Source organism: Vibrio coralliilyticus ATCC BAA-450 (assembly GCF_000176135.1).
In the GTDB taxonomy this organism is placed as follows: Bacteria; Pseudomonadota; Gammaproteobacteria; order Enterobacterales; family Vibrionaceae; genus Vibrio; species Vibrio coralliilyticus.
The window spans coordinates 769628-794377 of sequence record NZ_ACZN01000018.1; the positions used below are offsets into that span (position 1 = coordinate 769628).

General features: G+C 46.8%; 25 protein-coding genes. 8 read left to right on the forward strand and 17 right to left on the reverse strand.

Annotation, left to right across the window (positions count from 1 at the left end):
- From VIC_RS22880 to pspA, 7 genes are all read right to left on the reverse strand, one after another.
- Entirely contained in the window at positions 1 to 561 is a 561-nt protein-coding gene (locus VIC_RS22880; protein ID WP_006962754.1) for a DNA-3-methyladenine glycosylase I, read from the reverse strand.
- Positions 562 to 622: 61 nt separating this feature from the next.
- The gene (locus tag VIC_RS22885; RefSeq protein ID WP_006962755.1) at positions 623 to 3724 is read right to left on the reverse strand and encodes an efflux RND transporter permease subunit; all 3102 of its coding nucleotides are present in this window, start codon (positions 3722 to 3724) and stop codon (positions 623 to 625) included.
- Positions 3717 to 4802, reverse strand: a complete 1086-nt coding sequence (locus tag VIC_RS22890; RefSeq protein ID WP_006962756.1) for an efflux RND transporter periplasmic adaptor subunit — start codon at positions 4800 to 4802, stop codon at positions 3717 to 3719. Before VIC_RS22890 ends, VIC_RS22885 begins: the two co-directional genes overlap by 8 nt.
- Position 4803: 1 nt before the next feature.
- Positions 4804 to 5835, reverse strand: coding sequence for an efflux RND transporter periplasmic adaptor subunit (locus tag VIC_RS22895; RefSeq protein ID WP_006962757.1), 1032 nt, complete (start codon positions 5833 to 5835; stop codon positions 4804 to 4806).
- A gap of 134 nt (positions 5836 to 5969) precedes the next feature.
- A complete protein-coding gene (gene pspC, locus VIC_RS22900; RefSeq protein WP_006962758.1) occupies positions 5970 to 6359 on the reverse strand; it encodes an envelope stress response membrane protein PspC in 390 nt (129 codons plus the stop codon).
- Complete coding sequence (pspB, locus tag VIC_RS22905) at positions 6352 to 6585, reverse strand: envelope stress response membrane protein PspB (RefSeq protein WP_006962759.1); 234 nt, start codon at positions 6583 to 6585, stop codon at positions 6352 to 6354. The genes pspC and pspB overlap by 8 nt, the downstream gene beginning before the upstream one ends.
- 183 nt (positions 6586 to 6768) lie before the next feature.
- Positions 6769 to 7437: a phage shock protein PspA gene (gene pspA / locus VIC_RS22910; RefSeq protein ID WP_006962760.1), complete on the reverse strand. Its 669-nt coding sequence runs from the start codon at positions 7435 to 7437 to the stop codon at positions 6769 to 6771.
- A gap of 215 nt (positions 7438 to 7652) precedes the next feature.
- On the opposite strand from pspA, the gene pspF reads away from it, so the two are divergent.
- From pspF to VIC_RS22945, 7 genes are all read left to right on the forward strand, one after another.
- Positions 7653 to 8651 carry a phage shock protein operon transcriptional activator gene (pspF, locus tag VIC_RS22915; RefSeq protein ID WP_006962761.1) on the forward strand — a complete coding sequence of 333 codons (999 nt, stop codon included), beginning with the start codon at positions 7653 to 7655 and terminating at the stop codon, positions 8649 to 8651.
- Between the two features lie 109 nt (positions 8652 to 8760).
- Positions 8761 to 10380 (forward strand): ABC transporter substrate-binding protein, encoded by a 1620-nt coding sequence (locus VIC_RS22920; RefSeq protein WP_039952533.1) that lies wholly within the window; start codon positions 8761 to 8763, stop codon positions 10378 to 10380.
- Positions 10380 to 11342 carry an ABC transporter permease gene (locus tag VIC_RS22925; RefSeq protein ID WP_006962763.1) on the forward strand — a complete coding sequence of 321 codons (963 nt, stop codon included), beginning with the start codon at positions 10380 to 10382 and terminating at the stop codon, positions 11340 to 11342. The genes VIC_RS22920 and VIC_RS22925 overlap by 1 nt, the downstream gene beginning before the upstream one ends.
- Positions 11329 to 12216 carry a putrescine export ABC transporter permease SapC gene (gene sapC / locus VIC_RS22930; RefSeq protein ID WP_006962764.1) on the forward strand — a complete coding sequence of 296 codons (888 nt, stop codon included), beginning with the start codon at positions 11329 to 11331 and terminating at the stop codon, positions 12214 to 12216. Before VIC_RS22925 ends, sapC begins: the two co-directional genes overlap by 14 nt.
- Positions 12216 to 13214 carry a peptide ABC transporter ATP-binding protein gene (locus VIC_RS22935; protein ID WP_006962765.1) on the forward strand — a complete coding sequence of 333 codons (999 nt, stop codon included), beginning with the start codon at positions 12216 to 12218 and terminating at the stop codon, positions 13212 to 13214. Before sapC ends, VIC_RS22935 begins: the two co-directional genes overlap by 1 nt.
- On the forward strand, positions 13211 to 13996 hold the full coding sequence (locus tag VIC_RS22940; protein WP_006962766.1) for a peptide ABC transporter ATP-binding protein: 786 nt from the start codon (positions 13211 to 13213) through the stop codon (positions 13994 to 13996). The genes VIC_RS22935 and VIC_RS22940 overlap by 4 nt, the downstream gene beginning before the upstream one ends.
- 28 nt (positions 13997 to 14024) lie before the next feature.
- Positions 14025 to 14810: a DUF2927 domain-containing protein gene (locus tag VIC_RS22945; RefSeq protein ID WP_006962767.1), complete on the forward strand. Its 786-nt coding sequence runs from the start codon at positions 14025 to 14027 to the stop codon at positions 14808 to 14810.
- Between the two features lie 9 nt (positions 14811 to 14819).
- Here the strand turns inward: VIC_RS22945 and VIC_RS22950 are convergent, their stop codons facing one another.
- Positions 14820 to 15209, reverse strand: a complete 390-nt coding sequence (locus tag VIC_RS22950; RefSeq protein ID WP_006962768.1) for a DUF2750 domain-containing protein — start codon at positions 15207 to 15209, stop codon at positions 14820 to 14822.
- A gap of 69 nt (positions 15210 to 15278) precedes the next feature.
- Positions 15279 to 16184, reverse strand: coding sequence for a manganese-dependent inorganic pyrophosphatase (locus tag VIC_RS22955; protein ID WP_006962769.1), 906 nt, complete (start codon positions 16182 to 16184; stop codon positions 15279 to 15281).
- A 184-nt stretch (positions 16185 to 16368) separates the two neighbouring features.
- Between VIC_RS22955 and VIC_RS22960 the strand changes: the two genes are divergently transcribed.
- A complete protein-coding gene (locus VIC_RS22960) occupies positions 16369 to 17583 on the forward strand; it encodes a putative manganese transporter (protein ID WP_039952536.1) in 1215 nt (404 codons plus the stop codon).
- 66 nt (positions 17584 to 17649) lie between these two features.
- Here the strand turns inward: VIC_RS22960 and VIC_RS22965 are convergent, their stop codons facing one another.
- The 8 genes from VIC_RS22965 to hisD form a co-directional block, all read right to left on the reverse strand.
- The gene (locus tag VIC_RS22965) at positions 17650 to 18393 is read right to left on the reverse strand and encodes a YebC/PmpR family DNA-binding transcriptional regulator (RefSeq protein ID WP_006962771.1); all 744 of its coding nucleotides are present in this window, start codon (positions 18391 to 18393) and stop codon (positions 17650 to 17652) included.
- An 86-nt stretch (positions 18394 to 18479) separates the two neighbouring features.
- On the reverse strand, positions 18480 to 19115 hold the full coding sequence (gene hisIE / locus VIC_RS22970; protein WP_006962772.1) for a bifunctional phosphoribosyl-AMP cyclohydrolase/phosphoribosyl-ATP diphosphatase HisIE: 636 nt from the start codon (positions 19113 to 19115) through the stop codon (positions 18480 to 18482).
- Positions 19112 to 19885: an imidazole glycerol phosphate synthase subunit HisF gene (gene hisF, locus VIC_RS22975; RefSeq protein ID WP_006962773.1), complete on the reverse strand. Its 774-nt coding sequence runs from the start codon at positions 19883 to 19885 to the stop codon at positions 19112 to 19114. The genes hisIE and hisF overlap by 4 nt, the downstream gene beginning before the upstream one ends.
- The gene (hisA, locus tag VIC_RS22980; RefSeq protein ID WP_006962774.1) at positions 19867 to 20604 is read right to left on the reverse strand and encodes a 1-(5-phosphoribosyl)-5-[(5-phosphoribosylamino)methylideneamino]imidazole-4-carboxamide isomerase; all 738 of its coding nucleotides are present in this window, start codon (positions 20602 to 20604) and stop codon (positions 19867 to 19869) included. Before hisA ends, hisF begins: the two co-directional genes overlap by 19 nt.
- A 12-nt stretch (positions 20605 to 20616) precedes the next feature.
- The gene (hisH, locus tag VIC_RS22985; protein WP_006962775.1) at positions 20617 to 21231 is read right to left on the reverse strand and encodes an imidazole glycerol phosphate synthase subunit HisH; all 615 of its coding nucleotides are present in this window, start codon (positions 21229 to 21231) and stop codon (positions 20617 to 20619) included.
- 26 nt (positions 21232 to 21257) lie between these two features.
- Entirely contained in the window at positions 21258 to 22331 is a 1074-nt protein-coding gene (hisB, locus tag VIC_RS22990) for a bifunctional histidinol-phosphatase/imidazoleglycerol-phosphate dehydratase HisB (protein WP_006962776.1), read from the reverse strand.
- A 69-nt stretch (positions 22332 to 22400) separates the two neighbouring features.
- Positions 22401 to 23441 (reverse strand): histidinol-phosphate transaminase, encoded by a 1041-nt coding sequence (gene hisC, locus VIC_RS22995; protein WP_006962777.1) that lies wholly within the window; start codon positions 23439 to 23441, stop codon positions 22401 to 22403.
- A 12-nt stretch (positions 23442 to 23453) separates the two neighbouring features.
- Positions 23454 to 24746 (reverse strand): histidinol dehydrogenase, encoded by a 1293-nt coding sequence (gene hisD / locus VIC_RS23000; RefSeq protein ID WP_006962778.1) that lies wholly within the window; start codon positions 24744 to 24746, stop codon positions 23454 to 23456.
- Positions 24747 to 24750: the final 4 nt, after the last annotated feature.

Here is a 24750-nt window from a genome sequence, read left to right on the forward strand (position 1 = left end):
TTAATACTTGGGTTTCTTAGGGCAACTCACCATATGGTCGTCGACCATACCTACCGCCTGCATAAACGCGTAGCAGATGGTCTCTCCAACAAATTTGAAGCCTTTCTTTTTCAGGAATTTGCTCATAGCCTTTGACTGCTCAGTCGAGGCTGGCACTTCGCTCATATCCTGCCACTGGTTGACCTTAGGCTTGCCATCCACAAACTGCCATAACGCCTGCGATAAGCTACCGTATTCTTCAATCAATGCTTTCGCGGCTCGCGCGTTACTGAACACAGATTTAATTTTTCCTCTGTGCTTAACCACATCATAATTTTCAACAATATGCTCAGCGTGCTCGTCCTCATACGCTGCCAATTTATCCAGATCATAGTTTTCAAAGGCTTGTCGGTAGCCTTCGCGTTTTTTCAGGATGGTGATCCAACTCAATCCTGCTTGGGCTCCCTCTAAAGTAATAAACTCGAACAATACCTTATCGTCATAAACGGGAACACCCCACTCTTTATCGTGGTATTCACGCTCAAGCTCATGGTTCATCGCCCATGCGCAAGTGGTATCCATTGCTTTCTCCTTAAATAAAACGCCCCCGACAAAGTCAGGGGCGTCTTCGATCTTAGTTGAATCAGTTTGGCACTTTCACTTTGTGGAAGATACGATACAACACTGGCACGACAATAAGTGTCAGTACGGTCGCAAATCCCAAACCAAACATGATGGTCACTGCCATTGGTTTAAAGAATATATCCGGTAGCAGCGGAATCATGCCCAGAATCGTGGTAATGGCAGCCATACAAACTGGACGTACACGGCTCAGAGAAGCGTCCACGACGGCCAGATATGGGTCTTTACCTGACTTCATTTCGATTTCTATCTGATCGAGCAGTACGATACCGTTTTTAAGTAGCATACCCGATAAGCTGAGGAAACCGAGTAGCGCCATAAAGCCAAACGGAGTGTTTAATGCCAGCAAACCAGTCGTCACACCAATAATGGCGAGCGGAACAGTTAACCATACGATCAGAGGCTCTTTCACGGTATTAAACAGGAACACCGTCACTAAGAACATGAACAGGTAACCCATCGGCATGGTCGTGAACAATGACGCTTGAGCATCACCAGATGACTCGTATTCGCCCCCCCACTCCAATGCATAGCCTGGTGGAAGTTCAATGGCTTCAATCTGAGGCTGCAAGCGTTTTTGTAAGGTTGCTGCCGTCTCTTCACCAAGCAAGTCTGGATCTGCCATCACCGTCAGCATACGTTTTCGGTTCTTACGTACGATGATTGGGTCTTCCCAGCGCATGTCGTAACCTAGCGTCACTTGCTGCAATGGAATGTATTCGCTTAATGCCGGGCTCCAAATTTTCATCCCTTCAATGTTACGAATATCCACACGCTCTTCTTCTGGTAATCGCGCCACAATTGGCATCAGCGTCGTACCATCACGGTACACACCGACCGATTTACCAGAGAATGACATAGCAAGAAATTCGTCCACATCTGACTTAGTGATACCGTAACGTCGAGCCTGACCTTCGTTGAACTGTGGCTCCAGTACTTTAGTACGTTCACGCCAGTCATGGCGGATGTTGGTCGCACCTGGGTCGGCATGCATGATGTCTTCAACTTGCTTCGCAATTGTTCTCAGTACGGTCGGATCTGAACCGATCACTCGAGCTTCTATCTTCGCACCACCACCCGGGCCCAATTCAATTTGCTTAAGCTTATAATTGATTTCCGGGAACCCTTTTTCGACGTGAGCTCGGAAATCAGACATCAACTTAGCTAATTGGTCATAGCTCTCAACCCGAGTCGTGATCTCACCATACGCAGAATAACTCTTCTCTGGGGCGTAAGTAAGCATGAAGCGTTGTAAGCCTTTGCCCGCTGTCGTCGTAATGTGCTCAACACCATCTTGCTCGGATAACCAAGACTCCAATGCTTTCAGCTTTGTGTTGGTTGCTCGAATGTCTGTCCCTTCCGGAAGCCAGATATCTGCTTGAAATATTGGCGTTGTAGACGATGGGAAGAATGACTGTTTGACGAAAGTGAAACCGTAAATACTAACGACCAAGCCAACAATCATCACAGCAACCGTTAACCAAGCGCGCTTCATACAAAACTCAAGGAAGCCCTTGTACAGCACGAATATCATGCCGTTATATGGATCACTCTCTTCTCCGCCACCTTTAATTTTTTGCCCTTTAAAGAAGATATCTGCAAAGAACGGCGTCAGGGAAATCGCAGTAAACCAGCTGAGCATGAGAGAAATTAGGAGCACGGTAAATAGAGTGCCACAGTATTCGCCCGTTGCATCCTCAGACAGTCCAATAGGTGCAAACGCTGTCACCGCAATGACTGTCGCACCCAGCAACGGCCACTTGGTTTGAGTCACAATGTCAGTCGCCGCCTGCATTCGCGTTCGGCCTTTTTGCGTTCCTATCAGTATCCCTTCGACCACCACGATGGCATTATCCACCAGCATACCGAGAGCGATAACCAATGCACCAAGCGAAATACGCTGTAAGTCGATGGCAAAATACTTCATGAAGATGAAGGTGCCCAATACAGTGAGCAACAAGATCAAGCCAATAAGTAAACCTGAGCGTAGACCCATAAAGAACAGCAGGACGATAATGACGATCGCCACGGCTTGCCCTAGGCTGACGACAAAACCACTGACTGACTTGTCCACTTCTTTTGGCTGGCTGTAAATCTCAGAGATCCCAACACCAACAGGTTGTTGATATTTAAGCTCTGCGAGGCGACGGTCAAAACGTTTACCCACTTCAACCACGTTAACGCCTTGTGCAAAGGAAACACCTACGTTCAACGCCAACTTACCGTTAAAGGTAATAATGTTGTCCGGTACATCGATATATCCGCGCTTAATTTCCGCAACGTCACGAAGATAAATCAGCCCTTGAGCACCGCTCTCGGTAATGATCAAATCTCCTAACTGGTCAACATTCTGGAACTCCCCCGTCGGCTGAATACGTATATACTCATCGCCAACCCGAATCGCACCAGCATCGGACACCACGTTTTGCGTCGACAGCAGGTTAAACACGGTATTGGGGGCTAAACCCAAACTGCTCAAACGTTTCATCGAAATTTCGATGAAGACTTGCTCTTGTTGCTGACCAGAAACAGAAACCTTACTAACGCCATCAATCAGCTCCAATTCACGCCTTAAATAATCGACGTAATCAAGTAGCTCCTTATAGCTGTATCCTTCCCCCGTCACAGCAAGCAAAATACCGTAAACATCACCAAAATCGTCAATCACCTGAGGATCATTGACGCCAGGAGGAAACTGGCCTTTAAGGTCATTCACCTTACGACGCAACTCATCCCAGATTTGTGGTAAATCGTCCGGGCCGTAGTTGTTCTTCATCGTCACGGTGATCTGAGATAGCCCGCGACTAGAAATCGAGTTTATCTCATCAACATAAGTGAGCTGCTGAATGGCTTTTTCTATCGGGTACGTGACTTCTTCTTCAACTTGTTGAGGCGTCGCCCCCGGATAGGATGTCACTACCATGGCATCTTTAATGGTGAATGCTGGATCTTCTAAACGGCCTAACCCGAAGAACGCCGCGACACCACCAATCAAGAAGATCAGCGAGATCATCCAGCTGATGACGCGATTACGTATAAAATAGGCAGCGATGCCTGTTACATCTTCATCTTTCTGAGACAGTTGATTATTTTGCTCACTCATTGCCTGCCTCCTGCTTCACGACTTCCACCTTCATTCCTTCTCTTAGGCGGGAAATTCCTGCCACAACCACTTGTTGTTTACTTTCGAGGCCATCCAGAATCTGCAAATCTTGTTTGGTGACTTTACCGATCGTCACTGCTTGCTTAGAAACGGTGTTGTCATCATTCAGCACCCAAACATATTTGTTCAGCCGATCAATCTTGTCACCGTCGGCATTGAACACAGCTTCAATCGGAACCAAAACACCAGCGTTCAAATTCAGCCCGACATCATCACCTTCCGAAGTCACTTCAACGGCCATACCATCCAGAATGTACTCTTCTTCTGGCATAGGAAGTGAAAGAGTCACGGTAAATGTACCGGTAGCAGGGTCTGGCTCAGTGGTGAACTCTTTGATAGAGGCTGAATATTCATTACCACTTGGTACTTTGACCAATGCTTCAATGCGTGACAGGGTTTCCTGATCAGGCTGATTGACGTACAACCGGTCAGGCAACTGAATCAGAACTTCAACGTTTTCGAGACTATGGATATTGACGATCTGTTGTCCAACCTGAATATTTTCAAACTGGTCAACATTAACGCGAGAAATAATTCCGTCCACGGGAGCAAGTAATTTGGTGAAAGAGAGCCTGAGCTGAGCAAGCCTCAATTCTGCGAAGGCAATCTGTCGATTCGCCGCAATCTCATCAAATTGAGATTTTGCCAACAGGCCTTTATCGACTAAAGGTTTGGAACGCTTGTACTGGCTATCGACCACACTATACTTCGCCGAGGCATTATCAACATCCAGTTTATAATCCGTAGGGTCTAGCTTAGCTAATACATCACCCTTTTTGACTTGATCACCTTCTTTGACGTTTAGCTCACTGATTTCTCCTGCAACACGAAAACTGAGATGGGAGCGCTCTGCGGCATTGGCCACTGCTGGGAAATACAGATTGTCACCTTGTACTCCACTACCGATCTCCATAATTTTTACTTTAGGTAGCCCAAAATCCACATATTGATTTTCAGCACCACAGCCAGCAAGAACTGCAGCTGTAGAAAGCATACCTAGGCTAATCCACTGCTTCATATTACAACCCTCGCTCCTTGACCCACTCTCTGACTTTGATGCCAGGCTCAATACCGCTGACACCAGAGATGATGATTCGATCGCCGTCATTCAAACCGCTTTTCACCTGACGTTTGTCGTTTAACACAATCGTGGCTTTCTCAACCACGCCTGTCTGCCCGACACGCCATACACAGGTTTTTCCGTTTTCTTCGAAAATAGCGGCACTAGGAATTCGAGTCGCACCAGTTGAATCCACTTTGACGTGCACTTCACCTGCCATACCAGGAAGAATACCGATGTCGGTTGGGCGCTCCATCACCATGGTGACTTTGTATGAGCCAGTTTTTGGGTCTGCTTCAGTATCGACTTCTTGGAAAGTGAGGTCGTAGCTGTTCTCGGGGAAAGCATCAAACTTCATCGTAGCGGTAAGATTGATACCACTCGCGAAACGATTAAGCAGATGATCAGGTAGTTGGAATTGTACTTTCATCAACTGATTGGTCTGAATGTTCATTACGCCTTCTTTAGCCGCAATGTACTCATAGTTCTCAGCTGGTATGATTGAAATTGTGCCATCATATGGCGCAACCAATTTGGTGTAGCGCAAATTGGCGCGTGCTTGTTCCAAACTGGCTTTCGCTGAATTGTGATTGGCTTTGGCTTGATCAAAGTCTTGCTCAGAAACGACTTTATCAACGCGAAGCTTTTTATAACGTTCATATTGAACGTCGGCCAAACGATATTGCGCCTCGGCCTGTTTAGCCAACAACGAATATTCGTCTGGGTTTAATGACGCCAGTACTTCACCTTTACTCACAGGCTGACCTGAAAGCACATCGATAGATTGAAGTTGCCCTGGGACTCGGAAAGCTAAAACAGCTTTGTCACCGGCTTCAGATGTGGCGGGAAAATGTCTTTCAAACTGAGCGTTGCCAACTGAAACGGTAAAGAGTTTTGCGGGTCTGGATTCGGGTTCAGGGACAGGAGGGAGCTCCTTACCACAGCCACCTAGTGTTGCGGCAATGGCAAGAAGCACGAGATTTTTGTGCATAGTCAAACATCCATTTGTCACTTTTAGTTACAAAGATAGATGAATGATTACGCGACTGCCAGAGACATACCAGTAAATTATTATGAAAATTAATAATTTGCTGACAAAATATAGCTTAAGTTCTCATTATTAAGTTATAAGCTTTTAAACTCTCGGTCGACCTTAAAAGTATCAGAAGTGACGTATGCCTCAAGGTCGCGGATTTTACCTTCCAGTCCGTCAAAGTCTTTCTCCAACGTATCCAAAAGTGCTCCTGGGGTCTGCCCTTGCTGCCACGGTTTACTTTTCAGCTTATGTTCTTGTTCCGTTTTAATCGACTCTACGTAATTCGCCGGCTGTTTTTCTATCATAAACGTCATTGCAATATAGGCCAGCAAGACCAAAAAGCTGCCACCGAGTAATGCCGCCGAAATCACCAGAATTCGAATTAACCAAACTTCAGTGCCGAAGTAATTTGCCAATCCAGCACACACACCAGAGATCTTACCATTGGCGGTATCACGATATAGCTCTCGCTTATTCATATCGGCGTCTCCAGTTAGGTGTTTCTGCATCCAAAATACGCTCTAATGTATCTACACGCTTTTGCATTTTTTCTGCCTTTTCAGACAGTGTCTGTAGCCTTTGAAAATCATCTTCAGACAACCCACCAGCTGTTTTCTTCTTACTGCGGTAGTGAAGTATCAACCACAGAGGTGCGACAAAAATCAGAAATACAATCAAAGGCCCGGCAATAAGAAAAGACGACATACGCGACTCCTAAATAGACAACAGTTTTACGTGAGTAGATCCTCTACTCTGCCGTAAGATGTTATAAAATCAATTAAATAAAGATAAGAACTTCGAAATAAAAATGGAAAGCGGTAAGAATAATCTGAGACTGGTCAGGCGACAGACGCCCGACCTATCGTGCTTTCTCGCTCGCGACTTAAATTACTTTTTGTCGTTCATCTGTTGCTTAAGATTCTCTAGCTCTTTTTCAATTTCGTCTTGAGCTTGTAACTCTGCAAATTCTTGTTCCAACGACTTAGAGTTCCCCGTTTTGGCGTACACATCCGCTTCCGCTTCTAGCTCGTCGACTTTACGAGAATACTGCTCAAACTTTGCCATCGCTTCGGAAGTACGCGCGGTGTGGAGATGCTTTTGCACATCACGTCGGTTAGACGCCGCCTGAGAGCGGATAGCCAGCGCTTGTTGCTTAGCTCGGGTTTCCGTAATTTTGCTTTCAAGCTTGCTAATCTCACCTGTCAGCTTCTCAATGGTTTCTTCTACCAATGTCTGCTCAGTGTGTAAGCCTTTCAAAACGTCTTGCAGCTTCTGCTTTTCAATCAAAGCAGCACGAGCAAGATCTTCACGTTGCTTCGTCAAAGCCAGCGTTGCTTTTTCTTGCCATTCGCTAATTTGATCTTCTAGCGCTTCTACTTTACGTGCCAACTCTTTCTTATCAGCAATAGCTTTGGCTGAGTTAGTACGCACTTCAACCAAGGTATCTTCCATTTCCTGGATAATAAGGCGAATCATTTTTTCAGGATCTTCAGCCTTGTCTAGCAATGCGCTAATGTTTGAATTTACGATGTCGGCAAAACGAGAAAAAATACCCATAGTTTACTCCTTAATTCTACAGTCAATCACTTCTAAGACGGCTTGGCTGTATCTGATGTTCATTGTAGGTTTCACTTACCTATCTAGTAACCAAGATGCGTGCCAACTTATAAATTCATATAAAACATTAAGTTACGAAAACAACCATTGTAATTAAATCTAATCTATGATGAATTTAACTAACAGTAGGTAAATTTCACCAACGGAGTGGTTTCATGCAACAAAATCTCATCGGCGAGTCACCCGCTTTCCTTTCAGTACTTGATAAAGTGTCGAAACTGGCCGCCATAGAACGACCGATATTGATCATTGGTGAGCGAGGGACAGGTAAAGAATTGATTGCTCAACGCCTGCATTATCTCTCCAAACGTTGGGATCAATCGCTGATATCACTGAATTGCTCGACACTCAGCGAAGGCCTTATCGATTCAGAGCTCTTTGGTCATGAACAAGGCGCGTTTACAGGATCTAAAGGCCGGCACAAAGGCCGATTTGAGCGAGCGGAGAATGGCACCTTGTTTTTGGACGAACTGGCTACTGCTCCACTGCTGGTACAAGAGAAACTACTCAGAGTAATCGAATACGGCCAGTATGAGCGTGTTGGCGGACACCAATTGCTCAATGCGAATGTTCGGCTAGTCTGCGCAACCAACGCTAATCTGCCTGAGATGGCAGCCAATGGTGAATTCAGAGCAGACTTGCTCGATAGACTGGCGTTTGATGTCATTCATTTACCGCCCCTACGCCAGCGCAAAGAGGACATTCTGCTGTTAGCTGAATACTATGCAATTAAAATGTGTCGTGAGTTGAGCTTTGATTACTTCGTTGGCTTCTCTCCCAAAGCAGAACAAGCATTGCTTGATTATCAATGGCCGGGTAACGTGCGAGAATTAAAAAACGTCATTGAGCGAGCAGTCTATCAACACGGTCAACAAGAAAACCCGATTCATGACCTGATCTTCGATCCTTTTGCGACCGAATGGCAACCTGAGCCTGAAGAAGCCATTGAAGAAGCGGAACCAGAAATCGCCAGCACGAATTTTACCTTTCCAATGGATTATAAAGCTTGGCAAGAGAATCAAGACATCCATCTACTAAAGGCAGTGCTGGAACAAAGTAAGTTTAACCAACGGAAAGCGGCCGATATGCTGGGTCTGAGCTATCATCAGCTAAGAGGGATGATCAGAAAGTACGACCTCTCGACACTCTCCTGATCGTGCGAACGTTATTTTAAAAACCATAAACTAATAATGGTAAATTACTGAGATCTTAGGGCATAATGGGGAGTTCTATTATGCTTTGTCTCCGGCAATTGTTCTTTCTATGAAAGCATTCATTCAACTGACATTGAGTATCTTCGGCGTCACCCTGCTTACAGGCTGCGGTGAAGAACTTGATCACAACAAAATTCGTCAAAACGGCTTCGTTTACTGTGGTCAAGGCGGCCCGACGAGTTTTAACCCTCAATTGGTCGATAGCGGGATTACATCTGAAACATTGAGCCCGCAGCTCTTCGATACTCTGCTGACATTGGACTCGAATAACTTCAAGCCGATACCAAACCTTGCAACCAGTTGGTCAGTGAACAAAGCAGGTACGGAATACACTTTTAATTTGCGCAAGGGCGTGAAGTTTCAGAAGACGGCTTGGTTTACCCCAAAACGTCCAATGAATGCGGAAGATGTCGTATTCAGCTTCCGCCGGATCATCGATTCTTCACACCCTTATCATTACGTTGGCAGCGGCTTGTACCCTTGGTTTAGTGGTATCGACTTTCAGAATCTCTTGATTGATGTAAAGGCCACATCTGAATACCAAGTCCGATTCACCTTAAGCCGCCCAGACAATACTTTTTTATCCAACATTGCCACCAGCCATGCAGTAATTCATTCAGCGGAATACGCCAGCACGCTCGAATTAACCGATGACAAAGCGATGCTTGATAGCCACCCTGTCGGTACAGGCCCATTCTACCTCGATGATTTTCAGGTCAACGATTTAGTACGCTTAAAACGTCATAATGATTACTGGAAAGGCCGCCCTAAAATGGCTCAAGTGGTGTTCGATATTTCTCACCGCGGTACAGGAACACTCGCTAAATTGCTGCGCAATGAGTGCGATGTGTTAAATTCACCGCTCTCTAGCCAAATCCCCATCATTGAGCAGCAGAATGATATTGAATTGATGGCGAAACCCGCGATGAATATTTCATTTATTGCCGTCAACACGACTCATCCAGCGCTCAACGATCCACGAGTTCGTAAAGCGCTCAACTACGCCATTAACCGCCAAAACATTCTGGAATCAGTTTATTACGGTACCGGCAGTCAAGCATACTCTGTTCTTCCGCCCAGTTCTTGGGCTTATCTAAAAGACAGCGTCCAGATTCGTTACGACCGAAATTACGCCATTGCATTGATTAAAGAAGCTGGGTTCGATAAAGGGTTAGAACTGACCATGTCAGTGCCGCTGGAACCAAGAGCATACAACCCAAGCCCACGCAAAACCGCTGAGCTGATCCAAGCAAATCTCGCAGATATCGGTATTACCCTCAATCTACTCACCGATGATCGCTACGACCGTACTGACGTTGCCAGCAACGCCAATATCGATCTCTATCTAACAGGCTGGATTGCCAATACCGGTGACCCAGATAATTTCTTGCGACCACTACTGTCATGTGACTCAAAAAGAGTGGGGCTAAACGTGTCAAGCTGGTGTAATTCTGATTTCGACTTCCTACTCGACCTTGCTTTGGAAGTCGACAAGCCACGCTACCGTCTCAACCTATATAAACAAGCGCAAAACATTCTTAATGAAGAATTCCCTGTCATCCCACTCAGTCACGGCATGCAATTTCAAGCTTATGATGCTTCGTTACAAGGGTTTAAAGTGAGTCCATTTAACGCACAACCTTTCGATGCAGTAGAGAGGGTTAAATAATGTTTCTCTATACTGTTCGACGTATCAACCTGTTTATCATCACTTTGCTCATCCTGACCATGGTCGGTTTTAGTCTGCTTAGACTCGACCCTAACTCTCCGTGGGCAATTCAGGATTTCTGGCCCGGCTGGATGACCTATATTGGCGAGTTAATGCACCTAAACTTTGGCGTCACCAAAAGCGGTGTTCCTATTGTCGACGAACTGGCATTGGTCTTCCCTGCAACACTAGAGCTGTGCTTGATCGCCTTTGTCCTTTCTCTTCTAGTCGGCATTCCAATTGGAACCTTGGCTGGCATGAAACAAGGTAAATGGATTGATACCGCGATCTCCTTTACCTCTATGTCTGGCTACTCAGCGCCGATTTTCTGGGTCGCGCTCTTGATGATCATGGCGTTTTCGCTGCACTTTGAAATATTCCCCGTTGCTGGCCGCTACGACCTACTCTATGAAATTGACCACATCACTGGTTTTGCCATTGTGGACGCCTTTTTCGCTCGTGGTGAATACCGCGCCCACGCACTGCAGAGTGTGCTCGAGCACCTAATGCTGCCCTGTTTGGTACTCGCGCTTGCACCAACAACACAAGTCATCGGTTTAATGCGCACCTCGGTAGCAGAAGTCATGGGGCAAAACTACATCCGTGCGGCTCGTATCAAGGGTCTTTCAACACATGAGATTGTTACTCAACACGTACTGAGGAATGCTATCCCACCAATCATTCCTAAGATTGGTGTGCAGCTTTCAAGTATGTTAACGCTGGCCATCATCACCGAGTCGATCTTTAACTGGCCTGGCATCGGACGCTGGCTTTTGGATGCGTTATCCAATCAAGATTACGTCTCGATTCAAGCAGGTGTTATTGTGGTCGCAACGTTAGTTCTGACTGCTAATATTCTTTCAGATTTGATCGGCGCTATGGTCAATCCGTTAGTAAGGAAAGAGTGGTATGCTAACCGATAACGTATATCAGGAAGAACAGATCCCAACCCAGTTCGAACGTTTCTGGCGCAGCTATCGAGCTAATGGCTTGGCGATGTTTGGGCTCTGGTGCCTTGGTTTAATCGTCATAGTGACCATCGCCTCTCCTTGGCTTGCACCACATGATCCTCAAGCTCAAACGGGCGAACTGCTGGTTCCGCCATCATGGAATCCCGCAGGTACTGTTGAATACTTCCTTGGCACAGATGATTTGGGCAGAGATATTCTGTCTCGTCTCATTGTTGGCTCTCAACTGACATTTGGTGCTGCAGTCATCATTACCCTCATCGCAACCGTGGTTGGTTGCTTGATTGGTATTTTAGCCGGAATGACCAAAGGACTCATCTCGAGTACGCTTAACCACCTGCTAGACACGGTTATGTCGATTCCCTCGCTGCTGCTCGCGATCATTTTTGTCGCATTCCTGGGTTTCGGCGAATTCAATATTCTCCTTGCGATATGCCTTGCATTGATACCTAGGTTCGTTCGCTCGGTTTACATTGCCGTACACACAGAAGTGGAAAAAGACTACATCATGGCGGCACGCCTTGATGGAGCAAACGACTTCTACCTGCTTTGGAACTCAATCCTGCCCAATATTTTGGTGGTGATTGCCTCAGAGGTCACACTTGCGCTATCGATCGCCATTCTTGATATCACCGCCCTTGGTTTTCTTGGCTTAGGCGCACAAGCGCCTAGCACGGAATGGGGAGCCATTCTTGGTGATTCAGTCGAGTTAATCTACCTAGCACCTTGGACCGTGACACTACCGGGCCTCGCCATCATGTTTATCGTGATAGTCATCAACTTAGTCGGCGAAGGGGTTCGTCAGGCACTGAACGCGGGGATCGAATAATGCCATTACTAGATATTCGCCACCTGACGATTGAGATTGAAACGCCTCAAGGACTGATGAAAGCTGTAGATCGCATGAGCCTTACCATGAACGAAGGAGAAATTCGTGGCTTGGTGGGCGAATCGGGTTCAGGCAAAAGCCTAGTCGCTAAAGCGATTGTTGGCGTATGTAAAGAAAACTGGAAAGTAACTGCTGACCGAATGCGTCTGGGCAATGTTGACTTACTCCAACTGACCCCAAAAGAACGTCGCCGCGTAATCGCACGCGATATCGCGATGATCTTTCAGGAACCATCAACCTGTCTTGATCCTTCGGAAGAAGTGGGCAGCCAGCTGATCGAATCGATTCCCGCGCATTCTTTTGACGGCAAATGGTGGGAACGCTTTAAGTGGCGTAAAAAACAGGCAGTCACTCTATTGCACAAGGTTGGGATCAAAAACCACGAGCAGATCATGTCTAGCTACCCGTATGAGCTGACTGACGGTGAATGTCAGAAAATCATGATTGCCATGGCTATCGCAGCAAAACCTAAGCTTCTGATTGCCGACGAGCCAACCAATGACCTCGACCCAATCACTCAGTCGCAGATCCTTCGTCTGCTAAGTCGCATGAATCAGGTCAACAACACATCGATCATGCTGATCGGCCACGATCTGACAACCATTACTCAGTGGGCGACCAGAATTACCGTCATGTACTGTGGCCAGTCCGTTGAGTCCGCAGACACCAAAAAGATTTTAGAGAAACCAAAACATCCGTACACGGTAGCTTTACTGAAAGCGATGCCGGACTTCAGTGAGTGGATTCCTCACAAAGAGAAACTGCAATCTCTCCCCGGTACCATCCCTCCATTGCAGCACTTACCGATTGGCTGCCGACTCGGACCACGTTGTCCTTATGCACAACGCCAGTGTGTTGAGATGCCAATGACACGACGAGTTAAGAACCACAAGTTCGCCTGTCACTTCCCGCTGAATATGGAGAAGAAAAAAGTATGAGTGCGCTGCTAGAAGTTAATGGCCTGAGCAAAGAATTCGTTACTCGTTCAGGCTTATTTCGTAAAAAAGTCCATCAAGCAGTGAAGCCCGTCAGTTTTACGCTTGAAGCAGGCCAAACCCTTGGTTTCATCGGCCAGAATGGTTCAGGAAAGTCGACGTTAGCGCGCATGTTGGCAGGTATGGTCGAGCCCACCGCAGGCGAAATTCGAGTCAATGGCGAGCTTTTAGAACACAAAGATTACTCAACTCGCTGTAAGTTGATTCGGATGATCTTTCAGGACCCAAATACCTCGCTCAACCCACGCATTCAAATTGGTCGAATTCTTGAAGGTCCTTTAAAGCGAAACACCAATATGACGCCTGAAGCGCGTATGAAGCGGGTCAAGGATGTCTTGCTGAGAGTCGGTCTACTTCCTGAACACGCCTACTTTTATCCGCAGATGTTAGCGGCAGGACAGAAACAGCGTATATGCCTAGCACGCGCTTTGATTCTACAACCTTCGATTATTGTTGCCGATGAAGCGCTGAATGGTCTAGATATGGCCATGCGTTCCCAGATTATTAACCTATTCTTAGAATTACAGGAAGAGATGGGCGTGTCGTTTATCTACGTATCGCAGCATCTGGGGGTCGTGAAACACATCACAGATAAGGTGATGGTCATGCATAATGGTGAAGTGGTCGAAGCAGGAGAAACTCAGCAGATTCTAAGCTGCCCGGACAACATCATCACTCAACGTATGGTGGAAAGCCACTTCAATAAAGCGACCTGTTTTAAGTAATCTGTTTGAAGATTGACAGGAGTCCCACATGCTAAGGATAGCGATTGGGTTCGTATTTGGTTTGCTTCTATTCAGCCCCGCACTGGCCTACACCACCACCAAAACTTGGCTAGATCCTAGCTTTATCAATCAGGCATTTTTGGATGTCGCGTTAAAGAACGAATACTCAGAGGGCAATAAACCTCTGGTTAAATGGAAACAACCGATCAAGGTTTGGGTTGAACACAAAGTGGCTGACCAAGATCTCCATGATGAGCTAACCAATGCTCAACTTAGAGATCTCTCGTCGATAACTCGCCACCCAATCGAACGCGTATCCAGCAGAGAACAGGCCAATATCATCTGGATCTATACCCGCGAATCAGACTGGCGAAAAGATATCGAAAAAGAAATCGGCCCTAGTGCTCTCAAAAACATTCATGGCGCCCTTTGCAAAGCGGGATATCGGGTAAACCAGGCCACGAGTGAAATTGATTCTGCAACTGTCATTATTCCGGTCGACCAAGCAAGAGAGCATGGAAAATTGTTGGCTTGTATCGTAGAAGAAATCACTCAGGTGATGGGATTGCCCAATGATGCCGAGTCAGCCTATCCATCCATTTTCAATGATGAAACGCCCGAGGATCTACTTTCACCGTTGGATGTTATTCTATTGAAAATGCTTTATGAGCCAACGTTAGAGCCAGGGATGGAGCGAGCTCAAGTGAAAAAGCTCGCTAAAAAGATATTGGATCAGTATCAACGCCAAGGGGTGTTGAATGACGCCGTAGCTATGTCCAAGTCGGGTGAGTTGTTTCAGATTGCAGGGTATTAACAGGCTAGATTAGTTCCTATTTTCCTGCTTTTTCAGCTCAAACTCGAACTCATCCGGATAGAGCACTAAACCTTCTTCATTTTGGTTTGGGAAGACTACGATTGCCAATTCATCGTCTTCAAGACCGTAAGTCCAGCGGCTAAACCATTTTGCCGTCGAGATCGACTCTGCTTTACAGTGCTCCCAATCACCCGTTGCCCACTGATTGGCAAACTCTTCGTGAGGCCAAACAGGTACACAATCCTCATCTTCAGTGTTGAGCATGACACAGCCGTGTTCATCTGTAAGAATCCAAACTTTTCTATGCTTCGCAATTTCTTTGACTGTGTACTTCAATCGTTCGTCTTCACGCATTTTAAGCACGGATTCAATCTGCTGCGGTGAAAGTGGTTCTGACATTTCCTTACTCCTCAAATAAAACGCCCACGGAAGTCCGTGGGCGTCGAATTTTGTTAATGAACCGGCGAATTAAGCCAGTTCAGTCTGAAGCCAAGGCCAACCTTGCTTCTTACGGCTTAGCGTGTTTTCCATCATCAGTATGCCGTCTTGCTCGTGCTGAGTCAGTTTCTCTGCCCACTCACCTTTGTATAGTAGACGAGTTTGAGCTGTAGTGATGTCAGTTAGCATTACTGCAGCAAAGGCTAGGCTTTCTTCTGCACAGCGGCGTTCTAGATCAGATTCCAGCGCTTCAATCATGCCGTCTACTTGCTCTAGAGTCGCAAGTTCAACCTGACCGACAACAACATCACGGCCGTTAAATGGATAGCCTTTCAGATCTTTTTCTACAAGCTCAGCCGCAGAAAGACCTTCGATGTTTGTTTTTGCGATAAGAAGATCTTTAATGAAAGCGTCAACATCACATACGTCTGCAATTTTCGCTAGCTCTTCAACAGCATCTTTATCTTTCTGTGTGCAAGTTGGAGAAGCAAAGCCGACGGTGTCAGACAGGATAGCCGACATCATTAGCTTAGCGATTTGCGGTGAGATTTCATGTCCTTCAATTTTGAACATGTTGAAAAGTACTGTGTTCGTACAACCAACAGGCCAAATCCACGCTTCCATTGGGTTTACAGTCATAACATCACCTAGGCGGTGATGGTCAACGATACCTAAGATTTCTGCTTCGGCCACGTCATCCGGTGCTTGCGCTAGATCTGAGTAGTCAACCAACCAAATTTTCTCACCAGCAACAGAGGTGCGAAGTTCAGGTACTTCTGCGCCTGCGACTTCAAGAATGTGCTGTGTTTCACGGTTGATTTCGCCTTGGCGAATTGGCATTGCTTCAACGCCACGAGCTTTTAGCAGCTCAGTTGCTACCAATGCACTACAGATGCTATCACTATCAGGGTTCTTGTGACCTACAACTAGAATCATCTTTTTTCCTATTACGACTTAAATAGGCCCGTATTGGGCAATTACTCACAAAGGCCGATACTTTACCTGAATTTTGAAATTTGTCATGAGTTAGCAAAAAGAAAAGTGTAAATCACAACTTTTAGTTGCAAATAATTCTCATTAACATATATTGAGAATTATTCGTATTTGCATTTAAAGCTCAATGGACTCGATAAGACTTTCTCAAACACTGCCAGGTTGGCTGTCTTTTTCCCAGTTTCGGCCTGCCTATAAACGCCTTCTCCTGCCTGTGACTCTACTGGCACTGGTACTGAGTGAAACGACACGTGAAGTCACCGTTTCTACTCTGTCTGATGCCTTCTGGGCAGTGTCTGCCTACGTTGCTTTTACTCTGGTCATCTATCACTACGTTTCCCTGTGGATGAACAAGGAGAGCAAGCTGGTCAATCTATACCAGAGCTCACGTAGCTATCAGGTTTTCTTTGCTTCTTTACTGGGCGCCCTGCCTGGGTGTGGCGGTGCCATTATAGTAACGACTCAATTTGTCAGCGGGCGAGTTGGCTTTGGCGCCATTGTCGCAGTATTAACGTCCACTATGGGTGATGCTGCTTTTCTGCTGTTGGCCAGTAAACCTGATATTGGTTTGGCCGTTGTTGCATTGGGCGTTGTGGTAGGCTCAGTATCTGGATGGGCCGTCAACGCTATCCACCAAGATGATTTCCTAAGGCCGGCCGCTAAGTCGGTACTTGCGGACAAATTTTGTTGTCGTTCAGAAGCAAGCGATCCTTCTGGTCTTGAAAAGAAAGCCATCAACCTGCAAGGAGCCTTCTGGAAGTGGCTCATCGTTCCTGCGACTGTGGTAGCAGTATTGGGTTCATTCCAGGTCGATATCAATGAGCTTCTTTCTCTGCCTGCTATGAGCATTGAGTGGCTCGGTGCAGGGCTGATCATTTTGAGTATGCTGCTTTGGTCGCTGACTAAAGAAATCAAAGATTACGAGTCAACAGTATCAGAAGATAAGAAGACCGTTTCATCACATCCTCTACAGAAAGCGGCTCAGGATACAAACTTCGTTACCGCATGGGTTATTCTGGCCTTTATGGCATTCGAGCTGATTGCTTTCTTTGGTCACATCGATTTAGCCGCTACCTTTTCCGGTTGGGGAGTGTGGATGCCACTGATGGGGCTAGCGGTTGGTATGCTGCCTGGGTGTGGGCCTCAAATTCTGGTAACCAGCTTATATATTTCAGGCGCTGCGCCACTGTCAGCTCAATTAGCTAACGCGATTTCAAACGATGGCGATGCACTATTCCCAGCTATCGCTCTGGCACCAAGGGCAGCACTGGTTGCGACTATCTATTCCGCTATTCCTGCGCTGTTCGTCGGCTACGGCTACTATTTCTTATTCGAGATATAATAACGTGTTGGCTAATACGTAAATACGAAAACGCCCTCAATTGAGGGCGTTTTTGATCAACCTACGTTATAGCGTTGCTGCTACCTCGTCAGAAATGTCGCCATTATGGTAGACCTCCTGAACATCATCTAAGTCTTCCAATGCATCGATCAAACGAAGTAACTTCGGCGCGGTATCAGCGTCTAACTCAGCTTTAGTCGATGGAATCAGTGATACTTCAGCGTTTGCCGCTTCGAACCCAGCAGCATCGAGTGCATCTTTTACGGCACCAAAATCATGAGGCTCGGTAAAGACATCAATGGCGCCATTTTCTGCTGTCTCAATATCATCTGCGCCACTGTCGAGTGCCACTTCCATCACTTCATCTTCGTCTAATCCGGGAGCATAAGAGATCACGCCTTTCTTATCGAACAGATAGTTTACGCTGCCATCCGTACCTAGGTTTCCGCCTGCCTTAGAAAATGCATGACGGACACCAGACACAGTTCGATTACGATTGTCTGTCATACACTCAACCATTACCGCGGTACCACCAGGCCCATATCCTTCGTAGATGACGGTTTCCATGCCATCGTCCCCTTCACCACCAGCACCACGAGACACTGCGCGATTCACCGTATCACGCGTCATGTTATTGGAAAGAGCTTTGTCGATAGCAGCGCGAAGGCGTGGGTTATTCTCTGGCTCACCGCCACCTTCTTTAGCTGCAACGACGATTTCTCGGATCAGTTTAGTGAAAATCTTACCGCGCTTTGCATCTTGTGCTGCTTTGCGGTGACGGATGTTAGCCCATTTACTATGACCAGCCATAAATGAATACTCCCTAACAAAAAGAAAAGCCGTAAGTGATGCTTACGGCTTTGAATTTTCTTCAGTTTATCACAATGAAGACAGCTTTACTTGTGACGCTCTTTCAGCTTATTAACCACGTCGTTCATTGATAAACCTTGATCCTGAAGTAGAACCAGTAAGTGATAAATCAAATCCGCTGACTCACACACTAACTCCGCCTTGTCACCCGACGTCGCCGCAAGCGCGACTTCAACGCCTTCTTCGCCCACTTTCTGCGAAATACGCTTGGTGCCACGGGAATAAAGGTTGGCAGTATAAGAGGAATCAGGGTCGGCACTCTTGCGGGCAGCCAATAACTGCTCAAGTTGATGAAGCCACACCATTTGTGACTCCTCTTGCGGATCGACATCCCAACAAGTGGTGTTGCCCAAGTGACACGTAGGGCCAATGGGATTCACTTTCACCAGCAGCGTATCGTTATCGCAATCTAACTGCATGTTCACCAATTGCAATACGTTACCTGAGGTCTCACCTTTGGTCCATAGACGCTGTTTGGTACGAGAGAAAAACGTCACTTGACCCGTTTCACCCGTTTTTGCCAACGCATCTTGGTTCATGTAACCCATCATCAGCACTTGACTTGATTGGAAATCTTGTACGATGGCAGGCACTAAACCATCCACCTTGTCCCAGTTGATGCGCTCAGCTAGAGAACTCACTTCGGTGGTGTTTAAACTCATAGTCGCACCTCAATACCTTGTTGTTTCAAATACTGCTTTAGTTCACCAATATTGATGACTTGTTTGTGGAATACCGATGCGGCAAGCGCACCATCCACATTTGCTTTTTGGTAAGCTTCCGCGAAGTGCTCCATGGCACCCGCCCCGCCTGATGCAATCAGCGGAACGTTACACACTTCACGTACCATATTCAGTTGTTCGATGTCGTAACCGTTACGCACGCCGTCTTGGTTCATCATGTTCAATACGATTTCACCAGCGCCACGCTTTTGCACTTCTTGCACCCAATCACGCGTTTCCCATTGGGTCGCTTTAGTGCGTTCCTCATCGCCAGTAAACTGGTAAACCTGATACTTGCCAGTATCTTTGTCGTAATAAGAGTCGATGCCAACCACGATACACTGAACACCAAATTTATCAGCAAGGTCGGTAATCAGTTGCGGGTTCGCCAATGCCGGTGAGTTGATCGACACCTTGTCCGCACCAAACTCAAGAATGCGTGCTGCGTCTTCGGCTGATTTAATGCCACCAGCGACGCAGAACGGAATATCAATCACTTCTGCAACGCGAGCGACCCAGCTTTTATCGACGACACGACCATCACTGGAAGCGGTAATATCGTAAAACACCAGCTCGTCGGCGCCTTCTTCCGCATAACGCTGTGCCAGAGGAACGATGTCGCCAATGATTTCGTGGTTGCGGAACTGAACGCCCTTCACCACTTGTCCATCGCGAACATCAAGACATGGAATTATTCGCTTTGCCAGCATGCAAATGCCTCCTCTGCCGTGAACTTTCCGTCTAGCAGTGCGCGACCAACAATCACGCCTGCCACACCACTGCCTTTTAGTGCTTCGATATCTGCTAGCGATCCGATACCGCCTGAAGATTGGAACTGCACTTGTGGGTACTGTTTACATAGGTCAACATAAAGCTCTACGTTTGAGCCTTCTAACGTACCGTCACGTGAAATGTCGGTACAAAGCACATGCCGTAGACCTACTGTTAGGTAATCGTTGATAAGCGATTCGATGGTCACGCCTGAGTCTTCTTGCCAACCAGAGATCGCCACTTTACGTGTACCGTTTTGGTCGATGTTAATGTCTAGTGCGAGAACGATTTTCTCTGCGCCGTATTTTTCCATCCAACCTTTCACAAGCTCTGGTTGTTTTACTGCTGTAGAACCAACTACAACACGTTGAGCACCGGCTTCTAACAGATCAATCACGTCTTGCTCAGTACGCACACCACCACCGATTTGGATGTTCGCTGGCGTACTTGCTAATAGCTTTGCAATCAAATCAAGCTGGCGTGCTGTCGTGTCTTTCGCGCCAGTTAAATCCACCAAGTGCAGCCAGTTAGCACCTGCTTGGTGGTACAAGTTGAACTGCTCTGCTGGGTCGACTTTGTACTCGGTTACTTGACCGTAATCACCTTGATAAAGACGAACCACCTGTCCTTCAATTAAATCAAGAGCTGGAATAATCACACTAAATCCCTTTTATAATTCTAAGAAGTTTTGAATAAGCTTTGCGCCCGCTTTTGAAGAACGCTCAGGGTGGAATTGCACGCCGTAGTAATTACCGCTTTGCACCGCTGCCGTGAACGGATTTCCGTATTCACATTCTGCAATGGTGTAGTCCCCTACTGGCATGGCAAAGCTGTGTACAAAGTAGAAGTACTCACCTTCTTCAATGCCTTTGAACAGCGGGTTGCCTGTTTTCGCAGAGACTGTGTTCCAGCCCATATGCGGCAGCGGCAAGTCGCCAGTTTGTAGTAGCTTCACTTCGCCATCACAAAGTCCAAGACACTCAACCAACTCGTCTGCTTTCTGCCCTTTCTCTTGAGACAATTTACCTAGCAGTTGCATGCCTAAACAGATACCTAACAGCGGCTTCTCTACCTGTTTTACCAAGCTGATAAGATCACGCTCAGCTAGGTTTTTCATTGCTTCACTGGCGGTTCCTACACCCGGTAGGAATAGCTTATCTGCCGACAATACAACTTGTGGGTCTTTTGAAATCGTTACGTCATAGCCTAGGCGTTCAATGGCAAACTTCACCGAAGAAACGTTGGCACAGCCAGTATCGATAATGACAACTTTCTGCTCTGTCACTGTTTTTCTCCTTGCTAGCGTTAACCTTACAGCACGCCTTTACTACTTGGCAGCTCTGTACCTTCTACTTTGATTGCTTGGCGCAGAGTACGACCAAACGCTTTAAATAAGCTCTCAATGATGTGGTGATCATTGTCGCCAGCAGAAGAAAGGTGCAGCGTACACGCTAGGGTGTCAGTTAGAGAGCGGAAGAAGTGAATCACCATCTCGGTTGAAAGGTCACCGACTTGCTCACGGCTAAACTTCGCGTCGAACTTAAGGTAAGGACGCCCTGACAGGTCTAGCGCACATTGTGCTAAACACTCATCCATTGGCAGGCTAAAGCCAAATCGGCCAATACCACGCTTATCACCAAGTGCTTCTTTCAGAGCTTGGCCCAACGCAAGTGCGGTGTCTTCTACTGAGTGATGATCGTCTATGTGTAGGTCGCCCTCCACTTTACACACCATCTTAAATCCGCCGTGTGTTGCGATTTGATCAAGCATGTGGTCAAAGAAGCCTAGGCCAGTAGAAATATCATTACCGCCTTGGTCATCAAGATTTACCGCGACTTTAATATCAGTTTCTTTCGTAGTACGGACCACTTCAGCAACACGAGCTTTCACCGTCAGATCTTTCAGGATCTGTTTCCAGCCCATGGTTTCCGGGTTGTACTGAATGCCACGAATTGCCATGTTTTCTGCAAGTTGAAGATCGGTTTGACGATCGCCAATCACAACAGAGTTTTGGAAGTCCACTTTGCCACCCTGAAGGTACTCTTTCACCATGCCTAATTTAGGCTTGCGGCATGAGCAGTTATCTTCTTCAAAGTGAGGGCAAATCAGTACGTCATCGAACTTCACACCTTGAGATTCGAAGATTTCCATCATCATATCGTGCGGTGCATCAAAATCTGCTTGTGGGTAGCTGTCAGTCCCTAAACCGTCTTGGTTAGTGACCATCACTAGACGGTATCCTGCATCCTGCAACGACAGCAGACTTGGGATAACAAATGGTTCTAGTTTTAGTTTATCTAAACGATCAACTTGAAAATCAACCGGCGGCTCAACAATTAAGGTGCCATCACGGTCGATAAAAAGGATTTTTTGTTGTTTGCTCACTCGAACTTCCTTATTGCTAATCTTTGGCGCCTCCGCTTTGTCAGCGAAAGCAATTAATTTTGTCTCTACTTATGAGTAGTAGTTTCTAATAAATCCGAGTGTTTTTTCGCACTCGTCGCGGTTACCCACACTGATACGTACGCAGTTCTCAATTGGCGAGTTACGCAAGATAATGCCTGTTTCCCAAGCGGCTTTGAAAAGATCATCACCATCTGGGAATTTAACCAATAGGTAGTTACCCCATCCTTCAAAGACTTCCAAGCCCGGAATCATCGACAAGCCCACCTGCAAATAAGCACGGTTCGCGTTCAAATCGAGAACTTGGAACTTCGCTCTCGCTAAACCTGCTTCAGAAAGCGCTTGAGTGGCAATTTCCGCAACAGGAACTGGGACTGGGTATGGTGCGATAACTTTAAGAAGTACATTAATCAGCTCTTCGTTCGCAAGCGTAAATCCACAACGTAGACCCGCAAGCGCAAAAGCTTTCGACAGAGTACGCAGAATTGCGAGATTTGGATACTGTGTCAGTAAATCTACCGTTGATGCTTCTGGGCAAAAATCAATGTACGCTTCGTCCATCACCACGATTGCGCGGTCTTTTGTCATCTCAAGCAGAGAGACAATGTCTTCACGCTTAACCAAGTTACCCGTTGGGTTGTTTGGTGAACATACGAAAACCAGTTTAACGTTATCCAGATTAGCTTCGATGCCAGCAAGGTCTAGTTGCCAATCTGATGTTAGCGGCACGGTTTTGCGCTCTACACCAATGGTTTCAGCGCTGATGGAGTACATACCGTAAGTCGGTGGGCAGTAAAGAATCGCATCTTCATCTGGCTCACAGAAAGCACGAATCAGTAACTCGATGCCTTCATCTGCACCGCGAGAAGTCAGCGTTTGTTCTGGTTTCACCCCTGCATACGCAGCGTAAGCAGAAATCAATTCTTTCGGTTGGCATTCGCTGTAACGATTAAGCCTAGCAAAATCAGTTTTGTATTCATTGTTGAATGGCGATTCGTTGGCATTTAGCCATACATCACCTGTACCACCGATACGACGAGCTGATAAATAAGGGGTCAGCTGTTGGACCTGTTTACGCGCTAGCTTTTCCATCTCATTACCCTCTTACTTAGCTGCTAGTTTTTCTACACGAATAGTCACGGCACGTTTGTGTGCATCCAAACCTTCTGCTTCAGCCATCGTGACCACTGTTGGAGCAAGGTTTTTTAGACCATCAGCAGACAGCTCTTGAACTGTCATACGCTTAGAGAAATCCGCCAAGCCTAGGCTTGAATACGTACGTGTGTAACCGTAAGTAGGAAGAACGTGGTTAGTGCCCGATGCGTAATCACCCGCCGATTCTGGTGACCAATCCCCTAAGAAGATGGAACCTGCATTATCGAGTAAAGGTAGAAGCTCACGTGGGTTCTTGGTCTGAACAATCAAGTGCTCAGGGCCGTAGTAATTTGAGATTGAAACCGCCTGAGTCAACGACTCCGCGATGATAACCAAACTTGAAGCGAGTGCCTTCTCAGCAATATCCGCACGAGATAGCTCTTTGAGTTGGCGCTGAACTGCGTCAGTGACTTGGTCCGCAATCACAGGTGAAGGCGTGACAAGCACTACTTGAGAATCAGGGCCGTGCTCTGCTTGGCTTAGCAGATCGGCAGCAATAAAATCAGGGTCCGCAGTTTCATCAGCCAAAACCAGTACTTCTGAAGGACCCGCTGGCATATCAATCGCCGCACCACGGAAGTCATTACTTACCTGACGCTTTGCTTCTGTCACGTAAGCATTACCCGGCCCAAAGATCTTATCAACTTTGGATACCGTCTCGGTGCCATAAGCCATCGCAGCAACGGCTTGACCACCGCCGACGTTGTACACTTCATCAATGCCGCACAGCTGCGCGACATACAGAATTTCATCTGCGATTGGTGGTGGAGAACACAACACCACTTTGCGGCAGCCGGCAATTTTCGCAGGGACGCCAAGCATCAAAACAGTCGATGGCAATGGCGCGCTGCCACCTGGAATGTACAAGCCCACTTTTTGAATTGGGCGCGTTACCTGCTCACAAAGTACACCCGGTTGAGTTTCTACTTTGATAGGTTGTGGCTTCTGCGCTTTGTGAAACTTAGAGATGTTGGCATAAGCTTGCTCAAGTGCGCTCTTCATCTTCTCGGAAAGACGCGCTGACGCTTCCTCAATCTCTTGAGCCGACACTCGAATGGATTCCGGCTTCACGCGGTCAAACTTCTCTGTCAATTCAAGCAGAGCCGAATCGCCCTCATTACGAACGTTCGCGATAACTTCAGAAACCGCAGCCGTGATGTTCGCACCTTCAGTAATTGCCGGACGCTCTAAAATAGAATCTTGCTGCGTTTCACTTAGCGATTGCCATACGACGGTTCTCATGGCG

What these genes read in the sequence shown, in the direction of transcription:
- VIC_RS22890 (WP_006962756.1), bottom strand. Translation starts at nt 4,802, where the DNA reads ATGAAGCAGTGGATTAGCCTAGGTATGCTTTCTACAGCTGCAGTTCTT.
- VIC_RS22945 (WP_006962767.1), top strand. Translation starts at nt 14,025, where the DNA reads ATGCTAAGGATAGCGATTGGGTTCGTATTTGGTTTGCTTCTATTCAGC.
- VIC_RS22920 (WP_039952533.1), top strand. Translation starts at nt 8,761, where the DNA reads ATGAAAGCATTCATTCAACTGACATTGAGTATCTTCGGCGTCACCCTG.
- pspB (WP_006962759.1), bottom strand. Translation starts at nt 6,585, where the DNA reads ATGTCGTCTTTTCTTATTGCCGGGCCTTTGATTGTATTTCTGATTTTT.
- VIC_RS22925 (WP_006962763.1), top strand. Translation starts at nt 10,380, where the DNA reads ATGTTTCTCTATACTGTTCGACGTATCAACCTGTTTATCATCACTTTG.
- VIC_RS22880 (WP_006962754.1), bottom strand. Translation starts at nt 561, where the DNA reads ATGGATACCACTTGCGCATGGGCGATGAACCATGAGCTTGAGCGTGAA.
- sapC (WP_006962764.1), top strand. Translation starts at nt 11,329, where the DNA reads ATGCTAACCGATAACGTATATCAGGAAGAACAGATCCCAACCCAGTTC.
- VIC_RS22935 (WP_006962765.1), top strand. Translation starts at nt 12,216, where the DNA reads ATGCCATTACTAGATATTCGCCACCTGACGATTGAGATTGAAACGCCT.
- hisF (WP_006962773.1), bottom strand. Translation starts at nt 19,885, where the DNA reads ATGCTGGCAAAGCGAATAATTCCATGTCTTGATGTTCGCGATGGACAA.
- VIC_RS22960 (WP_039952536.1), top strand. Translation starts at nt 16,369, where the DNA reads ATGGACTCGATAAGACTTTCTCAAACACTGCCAGGTTGGCTGTCTTTT.
- hisC (WP_006962777.1), bottom strand. Translation starts at nt 23,441, where the DNA reads ATGGAAAAGCTAGCGCGTAAACAGGTCCAACAGCTGACCCCTTATTTA.
- VIC_RS22940 (WP_006962766.1), top strand. Translation starts at nt 13,211, where the DNA reads ATGAGTGCGCTGCTAGAAGTTAATGGCCTGAGCAAAGAATTCGTTACT.
- pspF (WP_006962761.1), top strand. Translation starts at nt 7,653, where the DNA reads ATGCAACAAAATCTCATCGGCGAGTCACCCGCTTTCCTTTCAGTACTT.
- VIC_RS22965 (WP_006962771.1), bottom strand. Translation starts at nt 18,393, where the DNA reads ATGGCTGGTCATAGTAAATGGGCTAACATCCGTCACCGCAAAGCAGCA.
- VIC_RS22885 (WP_006962755.1), bottom strand. Translation starts at nt 3,724, where the DNA reads ATGAGTGAGCAAAATAATCAACTGTCTCAGAAAGATGAAGATGTAACA.
- VIC_RS22895 (WP_006962757.1), bottom strand. Translation starts at nt 5,835, where the DNA reads ATGCACAAAAATCTCGTGCTTCTTGCCATTGCCGCAACACTAGGTGGC.
- hisIE (WP_006962772.1), bottom strand. Translation starts at nt 19,115, where the DNA reads ATGAGTTTAAACACCACCGAAGTGAGTTCTCTAGCTGAGCGCATCAAC.
- VIC_RS22955 (WP_006962769.1), bottom strand. Translation starts at nt 16,184, where the DNA reads ATGATTCTAGTTGTAGGTCACAAGAACCCTGATAGTGATAGCATCTGT.
- hisD (WP_006962778.1), bottom strand. Translation starts at nt 24,746, where the DNA reads ATGAGAACCGTCGTATGGCAATCGCTAAGTGAAACGCAGCAAGATTCT.
- VIC_RS22950 (WP_006962768.1), bottom strand. Translation starts at nt 15,209, where the DNA reads ATGTCAGAACCACTTTCACCGCAGCAGATTGAATCCGTGCTTAAAATG.
- pspC (WP_006962758.1), bottom strand. Translation starts at nt 6,359, where the DNA reads ATGAATAAGCGAGAGCTATATCGTGATACCGCCAATGGTAAGATCTCT.
- pspA (WP_006962760.1), bottom strand. Translation starts at nt 7,437, where the DNA reads ATGGGTATTTTTTCTCGTTTTGCCGACATCGTAAATTCAAACATTAGC.